The organism is Rossellomorea sp. QJM3NY_18 (assembly GCF_056173145.1).
In genome coordinates, this window is sequence record NZ_CM149659.1 from 353,692 (window position 1) to 366,409 (window position 12,718).

Annotated in this window: 11 protein-coding genes; 9 read left to right on the plus strand and 2 right to left on the minus strand. The window is 46.8% G+C overall.

Annotation, left to right across the window (positions count from 1 at the left end):
* Positions 1-8: 8 nt before the first annotated feature.
* From argJ to AC0VXY_RS01935, 7 genes are all read left to right on the plus strand, one after another.
* Positions 9-1,238, plus strand: a complete 1,230-nt coding sequence (gene argJ, locus AC0VXY_RS01905; RefSeq protein WP_475526712.1) for a bifunctional ornithine acetyltransferase/N-acetylglutamate synthase — start codon at positions 9-11, stop codon at positions 1,236-1,238.
* Positions 1,201-2,010, plus strand: coding sequence for an acetylglutamate kinase (gene argB, locus AC0VXY_RS01910; RefSeq protein WP_475526713.1), 810 nt, complete (start codon positions 1,201-1,203; stop codon positions 2,008-2,010). The genes argJ and argB overlap by 38 nt, the downstream gene beginning before the upstream one ends.
* Positions 2,007-3,167 carry an acetylornithine transaminase gene (locus AC0VXY_RS01915; protein ID WP_475526714.1) on the plus strand — a complete coding sequence of 387 codons (1,161 nt, stop codon included), beginning with the start codon at positions 2,007-2,009 and terminating at the stop codon, positions 3,165-3,167. Before argB ends, AC0VXY_RS01915 begins: the two co-directional genes overlap by 4 nt.
* A 68-nt stretch (positions 3,168-3,235) precedes the next feature.
* Complete coding sequence (locus AC0VXY_RS01920) at positions 3,236-4,300, plus strand: carbamoyl phosphate synthase small subunit (protein ID WP_475526715.1); 1,065 nt, start codon at positions 3,236-3,238, stop codon at positions 4,298-4,300.
* Positions 4,293-7,361, plus strand: coding sequence for a carbamoyl phosphate synthase large subunit (locus tag AC0VXY_RS01925; RefSeq protein WP_475526716.1), 3,069 nt, complete (start codon positions 4,293-4,295; stop codon positions 7,359-7,361). Before AC0VXY_RS01920 ends, AC0VXY_RS01925 begins: the two co-directional genes overlap by 8 nt.
* A complete protein-coding gene (gene argF, locus AC0VXY_RS01930; RefSeq protein ID WP_475526717.1) occupies positions 7,358-8,311 on the plus strand; it encodes an ornithine carbamoyltransferase in 954 nt (317 codons plus the stop codon). The genes AC0VXY_RS01925 and argF overlap by 4 nt, the downstream gene beginning before the upstream one ends.
* 150 nt (positions 8,312-8,461) lie before the next feature.
* Positions 8,462-8,917: a YueI family protein gene (locus AC0VXY_RS01935; protein WP_475526718.1), complete on the plus strand. Its 456-nt coding sequence runs from the start codon at positions 8,462-8,464 to the stop codon at positions 8,915-8,917.
* On the opposite strand, the gene AC0VXY_RS01940 is transcribed toward AC0VXY_RS01935, so the two are convergent.
* Positions 8,914-9,978, minus strand: a complete 1,065-nt coding sequence (locus AC0VXY_RS01940) for an AbrB family transcriptional regulator (RefSeq protein ID WP_475526719.1) — start codon at positions 9,976-9,978, stop codon at positions 8,914-8,916. The two genes, AC0VXY_RS01935 and AC0VXY_RS01940, sit on opposite strands and share 4 nt — an antisense overlap.
* A 73-nt stretch (positions 9,979-10,051) precedes the next feature.
* The gene (locus AC0VXY_RS01945; protein WP_475526720.1) at positions 10,052-10,408 is read right to left on the minus strand and encodes a cupin domain-containing protein; all 357 of its coding nucleotides are present in this window, start codon (positions 10,406-10,408) and stop codon (positions 10,052-10,054) included.
* Positions 10,409-10,948: 540 nt separating this feature from the next.
* Here AC0VXY_RS01945 and gatC point away from each other — a divergent pair.
* On the plus strand, positions 10,949-11,239 hold the full coding sequence (gatC, locus tag AC0VXY_RS01950) for an Asp-tRNA(Asn)/Glu-tRNA(Gln) amidotransferase subunit GatC (protein WP_034760864.1): 291 nt from the start codon (positions 10,949-10,951) through the stop codon (positions 11,237-11,239).
* 12 nt (positions 11,240-11,251) lie between these two features.
* A complete protein-coding gene (gatA, locus tag AC0VXY_RS01955; RefSeq protein ID WP_435993843.1) occupies positions 11,252-12,712 on the plus strand; it encodes an Asp-tRNA(Asn)/Glu-tRNA(Gln) amidotransferase subunit GatA in 1,461 nt (486 codons plus the stop codon).
* Positions 12,713-12,718: the final 6 nt, after the last annotated feature.

The following is a 12,718-nucleotide window of genomic DNA, read 5'->3' on the forward strand; positions in this document are numbered from 1 at the left end:
GAGAATCAATGAAACTGGTAAAAGAAGAAACAGTGAAACCGATCAAGGGAGGAACGATTCTGTCACCTCTTGGATATAAAGCTGGCGGTATGCATACTGGCCTGCGATATGCTAAAAAAGATTTCGGTGTCATTTACAGTGAGAAACCTGCACAATGCGGAGCGGTTTATACGCAAAGTCATTTTCAAGCGGCTCCCCTCAAAGTCACACAGGAAAGCATCTCCCAATCTCATAAACTACAAGCAATCGTCGTAAATAGTGCCATTGCAAATGCGTGTACAGGTGAACAAGGGTTGAGGGATGCATATCAAACGAGGGAATGGACCGCCGAACGGTTCCAGATTCCCGAAGAGTACGTCGCTGTTGCATCCACAGGTGTCATCGGAGAATGGCTTCCAATGGATAAGATGAAAAAGGGCTGCAGTGAAATTCAGGTCGATGCGGATCCGGGAAGTGCACAGTCTTTCCAACAGGCCATCCTCACCACGGATACAATCGAGAAGTCGTCGTGCTATCAGGTAATGATCGACGGGAAAACCGTCACCATCGGAGGCTGTGCGAAAGGCTCGGGGATGATTCACCCCAATATGGCGACGATGCTCGGCTTTATCACAACCGACGCCACCATTTCATCGGACGTACTGCAGACTGCCCTTAAAACAGCCATCGATCAATCCTTTAATCAAATCACCGTGGACGGGGAAACATCCACCAACGATATGGTCATCAGTCTGGCGAATGGCATGGTGGAACATGTTGCCCTTCACGACGATCATCCTGACTGGACTCACTTTCAAAAAGGACTGACCCTTGTATGTGAAGATCTGGCGAAACAAATCGCAAGAGATGGGGAAGGCGCAACCAAACTGGTGGAAGTGAATGTGACAGGAGCCCCGTCTCATCAAGATGCCAACATTTTAGCAAAAAAAATCGTCGGTTCCAATCTGGTGAAGACGGCCCTCTTCGGCGGGGACCCGAACTGGGGAAGGATCGTCGGGGCGCTGGGACATAGCGGAGTCGACCTAATCCCTCATCAGTGTGATATCCGCATCGGGGACACACTCGTTTTTTCAAAGGGGACTCCTCAACCTTTCAATGAAGAAGAAGTCAGCAGGTACATGCAAGCTGAACATGTGAGCATTTCGGTATCACTGCAGAGTGGAAAGGGAATCGGAAAAGCCTGGGGGTGCGACCTTACGTATGATTACGTCAAAATCAATGCAAGTTACCGAACATAAACCTGTGATTGTAGTGAAACTCGGTGGAAGTATTCTTTCTGAGCTATCGTCCCTTTTCTATAAAAGCATAAAAGATCTTCAGAAGCACTATCATGTGATTCTCGTTCACGGCGGGGGTCCTGATATTACGGCAACACTTAACGTGTTTGGAATTGAGTCCACATTCATTAACGGTCAGCGAAAGACCACGAAGGATGTTTTCGGTATTGCCGAACAGATATTAAAGGGCAAGGTGAACAGTCTATTGGTCCATCAACTCAACCGTGAAGGGGTAAGAGCCATCGGGTTAAGCGGATACGATGCCCATTTACTCAAGGCGAGTTTCATAGATAAAGAGTCTCTTGGGTTTGTCGGGAAAATTGAAGAGGTCAACCTTACGCTGCTGCACAATCTACTATCATTACATTACTTGCCGGTGATCGCCCCTCTTGCAACGACAGGCGAAGGAGAAAGGGTGAATGTGAATGCAGACCTTGCTGCAGCAGCCGTCGCCCAAGCGCTGAAGGCAGAGAAACTGGTGTTTGTCACCGATGTAGCTGGAATCTTGAAGGACGGTGAACTTGTTTCACGTGTAACAATCGATGTCATTCAGCATTATATTGAATCCGGTGTGATTTACGGTGGAATGATCCCTAAGGTGCAGGCGGCTCTTTCGGTTTTAACCAAACATATTAATGAAGTGATGATTGTCGGATGCCAGGACTCCATCATCCAGGATGGGGAAATGATCGGCACGCGAATTACAGAAGGAAAAGAGGTGCAGGCGATATGAGTCATGTATTCCCAACGTATAATCGATTAAACATTGAATTGGTCTCGGGTAAAGGTACGGAGGTCCAGGATCATAATGGTACATCCTATTTGGATTTCATCTCTGGAATCGCCGTTTGTAACTTAGGGCATTCCCCTTCTGTTGTAAAAGAAGCAGTGGAGAGACAAATGGATACACTTTGGCATGTATCGAACCTGTTCACGATCACGAAACAGGAAGAGGCCGCCACACTCCTCGCTTCTGCAAGCGGCCTTGATGCCGTCTTCTTCTGCAATAGCGGAGCGGAAGCGAATGAAGCGGCGATCAAGCTTGCGAAGAAACATACAGGAAAAACGAAGATCCTGACCTTTAAGCAATCCTTTCACGGCCGTACATTCGCAACAATGAGTGCAACCGGACAGGAGAAGATCCATAGCGGATTCGGTCCCTTGCTGCCGACCTTTGAATATCTTCCTTATAACGATGAGGAGACCCTTTCAGATGTGAAGGACGTGGATGTGGCGGCCATCATGCTCGAAGTGATCCAGGGGGAAGGGGGAGTCAACCCGGGAACACTTTCCTTTTTGCAGGCGGTTGAAGCCAAATGCCGCGAACTGGATGCGTTACTCATCATCGATGAAGTCCAGACAGGGGCGGGACGTACGGGACTGCCGTTTGCTTACCAGCACTATTCCCTGGATCCGGATATTGTCACGGTTGCGAAAGGACTCGGGAGCGGATTCCCGGTGGGGGCCATGATGGGGAAGAAAGAACTCATCTCATCCTTTTCACAAGGGACACACGGATCGACATTCGGAGGGAATCCGTTAGCGATGGCGGCAGCGAAGGCAACCATGGAAACCATTTTTGAAGATGAATTCCTGAAAGATGTTCAACATAAATCGCAGTATTTTATGGATCAGCTAACCCTTCAGCTCCAGGAATATCGCATTGTCCAAGAAGTAAAAGGGATCGGGTTCATGATTGGTATCTCCTTCGATAAGGAAGTGAGTGATATCATTGCCGAGCTCCGTCATAATGGATTATTGACCCTTCCGGCAGGAGCACATGTAATCCGGTTATTACCACCATTGACGGTCAGCAAAGCGGAACTCGATCAGGCTCTTCACATTTTAGTCCGTACAATCAAGCAACATCAATCAGCGGAAGTCTGCTGAATTTTTTTAACGGCGAATGTATAAAAATACTTAAATGCAATTATTTATTCATCAGAGGAGGTCAACTCATGAAAGGGTACTTATGTTTGAAAAACGGCAGCATTTTTACAGGGGAAGTCATGATGGAGGAAGAGGAACCTGTTCAGGGTGAGATTGTATTTTTTACAGGAATGACGGGGTATCAGGAAGTGCTGACAGACCCTTCCTATAAGGATCAAATCGTCGTTTTCACTTACCCCCTCATCGGCCAGTACGGTGTGAACGAAGACGATTTCGAAAGCGGGAAGCCTCAGGTGAAAGGGGTCGTCATGCTCGGTTCAGCTGAATTATTTTCCCACTATAAAGCCGCTTCGTCCCTTAAGGACTATCTTCGAAAATGGAAGATTCCTTTTATGACAGGGGTTGATACGAGACAGGTTGTGAAAGAGATCCGTCATGAGGGAAGTCAAAATGCATGCATTTCATATACAGAAGTGTTTCCTGAGGAAGAAACACTCACCGGCCAAATCGAAAAAGTCGCTGCTTCAGAAATTTTTCAAATGGGAAGCGGCAGCAAGCATATCGCCGTCGTCGATTTCGGTGTTAAGAAATCGATCGTATCAAGCTTGTTGAAAATGGATTGTCTCGTGACGGTCATCCCGTATCACCAACTGGCGCAGTTGGATCAGCTGGATGTCGATGGACTGGTTTTATCCAACGGCCCTGGGGATCCGAAGGAAATGATGTCCTTCTTACCACAGCTGAAAGAGAAAATCCTGGAAATGCCGACGCTTGGAATCTGCCTGGGTCATCAATTGATCGCCCTTGCACTGGGAGGGGAAACGGAACGATTGTTATTCGGGCACAGAGGGGCGAATCACCCGGTCATGGACAACAATACGGGTGAGGTGTTCATCACATCACAAAATCATAATTATGTCGTGAAGAAAGATAGTTTAATCGGGACAGGGCTTGAAGCTCGATTTATGAACGTCAATGATGGTTCCCTTGAAGGCCTTCAGCATCATAGTAAGCCGATCCTTTCCGTTCAATTCCATCCCGAAGCACGTCCTGGACCTGAAGACGCTTCGTGGATATTCCAGCAATTCTATCAATCGATTAAACAACCGGGGAGAGAGAAAATGTATGCCTAAAGATTCCAGTATTCAAAAAATCCTGATCATCGGATCGGGACCGATCATCATCGGGCAGGCGGCTGAATTTGATTATTCCGGCACACAAGGGTGTCTTGCCCTGAAAGAAGAGGGCTATGAAGTGGTGCTTGTGAATCATAATCCGGCCACGATCATGACGGATACCGCTTATGCCGACACAGTGTATTGTGAACCACTGACCGTAAAGACCCTGACTGAGATCATTGAAAAGGAACGGCCACATGGGTTGGTAGCAAGTCTCGGTGGGCAGACCGCCTTGAATCTGGCCGTGGGGCTCGATGAGAAAGGAGTGCTTGAGAGGTACGGTGTGAAACTGCTCGGTACGTCCGTTGATTCGATCCAAAAAGGGGAGGACAGAGAAAAGTTCCGTTCATTAATGGAGGAACTGGGTCACCCGACGGCCGAAAGCAGTATCGTCCATGACCTGGAAGAGTCCCTCATTTTTTCTGAAGAGATTGCCCTTCCGATTATAGTCCGTCCTGCTTATACGTTAGGCGGAAGAGGCGGCGGGATTGCTTCTTGTATGGAGGAATACAAAAAACTCGTTCTATCCGGTTTGAAAGCGAGTCCGATCCATCAAGTGCTTGTGGAAAAAAGCATCGCCGGTTTCAAAGAAATCGAGTATGAAGTGATGAGAGATTCGAAAGGAAATTGTATATCGGTCTGCAATATGGAAAACTTCGATCCGGTAGGGGTCCATACGGGTGATTCCATCGTTGTTGCCCCATCCCAGACGTTGACAGACCGGGAGTTTCATATGCTCCGGACGGCCGCCTTTGAGATCGTCAGCGCATTGGAAGTAGTGGGAGGATGCAATATACAATTTGCTTTAGACCCTAACAGCAGCCAATACTATGTCATTGAAGTGAATCCGCGTGTGAGCAGATCATCGGCTCTTGCATCCAAGGCAACGGGCTATCCCATCGCCAAAGTCGCAGTGAAGATTGCGGTCGGCTACACATTGGATGAAATTATCAATCCTCTGACCAGGACCACCTATGCAAGCTTTGAACCTGCTCTTGATTACGTGGTGGTAAAATTCCCGAGATGGCCGTTTGATAAATTTCCTGAAGCCAATCGGGTACTCGGCACAAAGATGAAAGCAACGGGAGAAGTGATGGCGATTGAGCGCTCATTAGAGGCGGCGTTTCAAAAGGCGCTTCAATCGTTGGACCTTTCCCTTGAGAGCCTGTATGGCGGGATGTCCGATCTATCATTGGAAGAATTGGAGAAAAAGGTAGTGACGCCGACGGATTCACGATTCTTTGAACTGATGGAATTGTTAAGAGGGGGACGATCAATCGAATCCCTTCACGGAATGACAGGGATCGATAAGCTGTTCCTGTCGGTTATGAGCAATCTTACTAATATGGAACATAAGCTAAGAAGCTCTTCCTTCAGTGCAAAGCTATTGAAAGAAGCGAAGGAGTTACGGTTTGAAGACAGAACCATTGCCGGACTGACGGGAATGACTGAAGCGTATATCGCCGGTTTAAGAATGGAAGAAGGAATCATTCCCGTATTCAAAATGGTCGATACGTGCGCCGGGGAGTTTGAGGCCATCACGAACTATGCCTATTCAACGTATTATGGGACAAATGAAATCGAGTCTTTACCAGGGGAGAAAAAAGTCCTGATCATCGGGGCGGGGCCGATCCGGATCGGCCAGGGAGTCGAATTTGATTACAGCGCCGTCAAGGCCATCAAGCGTTTGAAAGAGCACGGGTACACCACAATCATGGTGAATAACAATCCTGAAACCGTCAGTACCGATTATGAAACTGCAGACAGATTATACTTTGAACCGATAACGAAAGAAGCGGTCCTTTCCATCATCGAGCATGAGAAGGTCGATACCGTACTGATTCAATTTGGTGGACAAACGGCGTTGAACCTTGCCGGTATGTTAGAAGGGGAGGGAATCACACTGCTCGGGACCTCTTCCGATATCATTGACCAAGTTGAAGATCGGGAGCGTTTTTATCAACTGCTTGATGGATGTGGGATCCCCCGTGTGAAAGGGGACATCTGCCACAGTAAAAAAGAAGCGATACATGTTGCCGGAAATCTGGCCTTTCCTCTTCTATGTCGCCCTTCCTATGTCATCGGTGGCAAAGGGATGGTGAAAGTGAAGAGCCTTGAGGAAATGCAGCGCTTCATCCAAACCGCAGATGAAGAATATTTTCCTATATTAGTAGATGAATTTAAAGAAGGTCGGGAAGTTGAGATCGATCTTGTTGGAGACGGGGAGGACGTCTATGTTCCCGGTGTGATGGAGCATATTGAAAGGGCGGGCGTCCACTCGGGGGACAGCATGTCCATCTTCCCTTCCGAATCCCTCTCGGCGGAAATCAAGGAGACGATCGAAGGGTATGCCCGTAATATCGTATCCGCGCTTCAGTATAAAGGGATCATGAATATTCAATTCCTGCTGCAGAGTCGAAAAGTGTATGTATTAGAAGTCAATCCCCGGGCGAGCCGCACCGTACCGATCGTCAGTAAGGTCCTTGGCTTTCCGTTGATCGATATGGCCACGGATCTCATGTGCGGGGAGCGTTTGACCATCGATGCTTTTGACCCTCCTTCCGAAATAAAAGGAGTCGGGGTGAAGTATCCCGTGTTCTCATCCCAAGCCCTGCCGGAGATCGATCAGATCCTCGGTGCGAATATGAAGTCGACGGGAGAGGGACTTTGTCTGGGTGAAACCGTTGAAGAAGCTCTATACAAAGTATTTGAAGAGCTGCATGGGGGAGTGGAAGCAGGGGGAACCATGTACGTCGATTGTGAGCAGGCTAAGCAATATCAAACGGCTCAAGAACCATCATTCAGTGAATGGATCAAAACCGATCATGCATGTGTCTACTTCAATAATGAGGAAACGGATACGATGAAGAAGAGAAGAATTGCTGCTTTGGAAGCAGGTGTCACCGTTATAACCGAAATAGAAACCTTGCAAGCCTTTATGCGAAGCAAAAACGCACATGTTCAACAGAAGCCTTTAGTTCATTCAAAATCCATACAGGGAGTGAGCCGAGTATGAATCATTCAACCATTGCACCCTCTCCGGAGAAAATGTCGTTAAAAGGAAGAGACCTCGTCACGTGGCTCGATTACACAGCTGAAGAAGTCCATGAACTCTTATCATTGGCTCAGTACTTGAAGGAAAACCCTTACTCGAAGAGCCTCGAAGGAAAGACTCTCGGAATGATTTTTGAAAAGTCATCCACGAGAACACGAGTGTCATTTGAAGCGGGAATGCTCCAACTGGGAGGTCACGCCATCTATTTGAATTCCCGTGATATCCAGCTTGGGAGAGGAGAGTCGATTGCGGATACGGCACGTGTCCTGTCATCTTATGTGGACGGGATCATGATTCGCACATTCGAGACGGAGAAGGTGACACAGTTGGCAGAATACGCAAGTGTCCCCGTCATCAACGGACTTTGCGATACGTATCATCCATGCCAGGCGTTGGCCGATGCCCTCACGATCCTGGAAACCAAGGGGACGTTGAAAGGGGTGAAGGTCGTCTATATCGGCGATGGCAATAACGTGGCCCATTCCTTCATGATCCTCTGTGCCATGCTTGGGATGGAGGTCGTCGTTTCTTGTCCTAAAGGGTATGAACCGAAGGAAGATATTATAGGGAAAACGGTGGATCTGACCTTGAATAGCGGAGGGAGATTTACGCTCACGCATGACCCGATTGAAGCGGTAAAGGATGCCGATGTCGTCTACACGGACGTTTGGGCCAGTATGGGGCAGGAAGAGGAAGCGTTCAAGCGCCTCCAGGACTTTAAAGGATATCAAGTGAATGAAGATCTGTTGAGTCATGCTTCTCCCAATGTGACATTCCTCCATTGTCTTCCGGCACACCGGGAAGAAGAAGTTACTGCAGCCGTCATCGACGGTCCATGTTCCGCCGTATTTCAACAGGCGGAGAATCGATTGCATGTTCAGAAGGCGATTTTACAATCATTGTTTATATAAATGGCAAAGGGTCCGCTCACGTTTCAGAGCGGACCTTTTTAGTTGCCTGAAAGCATTCCCATAAGAGAAAATGGGACAGAACCAAATGAACACATGTAAACATATAGTATAGGAGAAACTGAAATAAGACGTTTTGGAGGTGCAATGTTTTTGAGTAAGCCAACCATGGATGATTATTTGGAAAATGGAATATATGGACAAAAACAAACCAAGCCTGATGAAAGAAGGAAGTTTCTTGGGACCCTGAGAGAGCGGATCGTCATTGCCCTTACCCAAAGCCAGGTGAGGGAAAAGGGAATATACAAGGAAGTTCAGGATCAATTGAAGAAGCATCCTGATGCGAAACTTTTACTGAATGGTAACATGAGCTACACCTTTTTATCTAAATACATCAAGCTTGCAGATTCGTATCACGTGTCGTTTTCCATGGTTACCAATAAGGAAATCGAAACGGATATCGGGCTCGTTCTCGCTTATGATCATGCCATTGATCAGGAAGAGATCTATGTGCAGAAAAAAAGTGAGAAAGCGGTTGAAGCAAAGTCCAAGCCAAAGCAAAAACAAAAGAAAAGCCTATTCTCATCCATTAAAAATAAGCTTTTCTAATCGTGATTGCCCTTTTGAAAAATCGGGAGTTTAAAAAGCCCTTTCAAAATCGCTGGGATGATGAACAGAATAAATAAAATCCGGAATAAATGGTATCCGGTAATGATGGAAAGATCTGCGTTGACGGCTTGTCCGACCAGTGCCATCTCTGCCATACCCCCGGGAGCCATGCTAATGAACGCGGTCAAAAAAGACACATCATGCCAGCGGCTCAATAAAAAGCTTAGTCCCACACAACCTAAAAGCAGGCACAGGGAAGTAAATAACGACCATAAGATAAACTTGCCCATCGATTTGGATGACGAGAAATTCATCATGAAACTAAAATAAATACCCAGGGATAATTGAGCAAGGATAATGAACAGTCCGGGCATATGCGGGACCGGCAATTCAGCCACCATGAAGCCGCCGATCACCAGGATCGGGCCAAGTAAGGTCGGGGTAGGCAAGTGGATTCTTCTAGCCATGAAACCTGATGCAATGGCAATCATAAAAAAAAGGACAAACCCCAAGGGAAAAGAAGGAAGCTCAAAGGGGCGCCCCGCAGGACCGGGACCCGTCCCCCCTCCAGTTAATAGGGGACTGAACACCATGAACGGTACCACAAAGATGACCGATAACAGCCTGATGACCTGAAGGATCGTCACGACGGTTAAGTCAATATTCTTCATTTCCTCCCCGAGAGCCACCATTTGTGAAAGCCCACCAGGAATACTACCGGTAATCGTCGAAGACAAACCGATTCCCGTCATTTTGGACGTAATGTAAGCAAGGACCATACTGAAGGCAATGATCGCAACCGTCATCGTCAGCATGGAAGGAAGCTGAGTGAAGATTTCAATCATTGTTTTCTGACTGAACGACTGCCCGATGGCATAGCCGACAATGATCAATCCAAGATCCCTGAGATAAGATGGCCATGCCAGCTCAAATGTTGTCCATTTGTTAATGAGAAAGACAGAAACCATGGAACCTAGAAGCCAGGACAGAGGAAGATGCAGGAGCGTGAACAGCCCGCCGCCTATAACCCCTGCTATGAAGGCTGATAGAATTGGATGCATGTAGAAAACCCTCTCCATTTACGTACTCTATTTAAAGGTAATCAAATGGAGGAAAGGAAGCAAATGGAATGCTTTAGTTGGTAGGGAGGTATCGCTCGGGGGCGAGACTGCTTCCTTCGGCTACAATGGCAGTCATACCATCATCGGATCCGGATTCATGCATTTCACCTTCCTGCCAGAAGACCGCCATGCCCGGTTCCACTGTAATCTTTTCTCCTCCCTCGACCCTCACCCATCCACGTCCAGACGTGATCATCAGAAGCTGATCGCACATAGCGGGATGCATGCCCAGCACGCTGTTGGCTTCTAGATAAAAGTAACCGATCTGAAACGGCTCAACAGGCCTTAACAAAGGATGGATAGTCACATTTTGGCTGTTGAATTGCTGAATGGATTTTCCGGTATTTTGTTTGAAACTGTGTATTTTCATGAAATCACCTCTTTTTATAGATTCGGTTTCGGGGACGGGTAGTCCTTTAATAGTGTAAATTTATTCCATCATATGGTAATTGACGCAATTAAAAGAAAAATGACGCAATAAATAAAATAATGACGCAATTATTTGAAAAATGACGCAATCATCAGCCATAATGACGCAATCTATTCCCCATGCCCCCTATTGACATCCTTTTCCTCCATAAATTAGCAGAGACTTCGCTCAGAAAATCGCGAAGAAAGATCTCAATCATAGAATCCACGCCAAATCGTCCATGAATCACCATGAAGAACCACTCCCCAGCTAAAAAAGACAATCTATCCCTATCATTTATACAGGGGCGGACAGTCTAAACCAGTATCCCTCACAAAATCACACCCACCCCTCATTTCGTGATAGAATAGACGGAGGTATGGGCAAGAATCAGCCATGTCCTTAACAATGGTTATCTCTTATCATAGTTGCTTTAATGAAGCGAATTTTGGTATTATCAATAGTATTGTGAGTGTTCGAACATATACGGAGGTGAAGAAGATGTCTAGAATTTCTGAAGAGCAGGTAAAGCATGTTGCACACCTTGCACGACTAGCCATCACTGAAGATGAAGCGAAGAAGTTTACAACTCAGCTGGATGCGATTATCGGGTTTGCCGAGCAGCTGAATGAATTAGATACTTCAAATGTGGAAGCAACGAGTCATGTACTGGATATGAAGAACGTGATGCGTGAAGATAAGCCTGTTGAAGGACTGCCACGTGAAGAAGTATTGAAGAACGCACCAGACAAACAAGATGGACAAGTTCGCGTTCCATCGATCTTGGACTAAGGAGGGGACCTCATGTCATTATTTGACCATAAATTATCAGAGCTTCATGAACTTTTACATAAGAAAGAAGTATCTGTCACAGATCTTGTTGACGAGTCGTACAAACGAATCGATGCAGTGGAAGACAAAGTGAAGGCATTTTTAACACTGGATGAAGAGAATGCCCGCAGTAAAGCGAAGGAAATGGATGCGAAGCTTGGTACGGATGAAAGTAAAGGCCTTCTTTTCGGAATGCCGATCGGAATTAAGGACAATATCGTTACAAAGGGTCTTCGTACAACCTGTGCAAGTAAAATTCTTGAAAACTTCAATCCGATTTATGATGCGACGGTCATCAATAAATTACATAGTGCCGATACGATCACGATCGGTAAATTGAATATGGATGAGTTTGCGATGGGTTCATCTACTGAGAACTCCGGTTTCCAAAAGACGAGCAACCCTTGGAATCTTGAAACGGTTCCAGGCGGATCTTCAGGTGGATCAGCAGCATCTGTTGCAGCTGGGGAAGTTCCTTTCTCACTTGGATCTGATACAGGTGGATCGATTCGTCAGCCGGCAGCATTCACGGGTACTGTCGGATTAAAGCCTACATACGGGCGCGTATCGCGTTTCGGTCTGGTAGCATTCGCATCTTCACTTGATCAAATCGGACCAATCACTCGTAATGTAGAAGACAACGCGTACCTGCTGCAGGCAATCGCCGGGCTTGATCCGAATGACTCCACTTCAGCGAATGTAGAGGTTCCGAATTATGCAGAGGCCCTTACAGGTGATGTAAAAGGCTTGAAAATTGCTGTTCCGAAAGAATATTTAGGTGAAGGTGTCGGGGAAGAAGCCCGCCAGGCCGTTCTTGCTTCACTGAAAGTGTTGGAAGGCATGGGTGCAACATGGGAAGAGGTTTCCCTTCCTCATTCTAAATTCGGTGTTTCAACGTATTACTTATTAGCATCTTCTGAAGCGTCTGCCAATCTTGCACGCTTCGATGGTGTTCGTTACGGATACCGTACGCCGAACGCAGAGAACCTTCTTGATCTTTACAAAAAAACACGTGCAGAAGGCTTCGGGGACGAAGTGAAGCGTCGTATCATGCTTGGAACGTTTGCATTGAGCTCTGGTTACTATGATGCTTATTACAAGAAAGCACAGCAGGCCCGTACGCTGATCAAGAAAGACTTTGAAGATGTATTTGCGAAATATGACGTCATCATCGGACCGACAACGCCGACTCCTGCATTTAAAATCGGAGAAAAGATCGATGATCCATTAACGATGTATGCCAATGATATTTTAACGATTCCAGTAAACCTTGCAGGCGTGCCGGGAATCTCGGTTCCTTGTGGATTCTCTTCAACGGGACTGCCGCTTGGACTGCAGGTCATCGGAAAGCATTTTGACGAAAGCACGATTTATCGCGTAGCTCATGCATTCGAGCAGGCTACAGACTTCCATACAAAAAGACCACAACTGTAAGGGGTG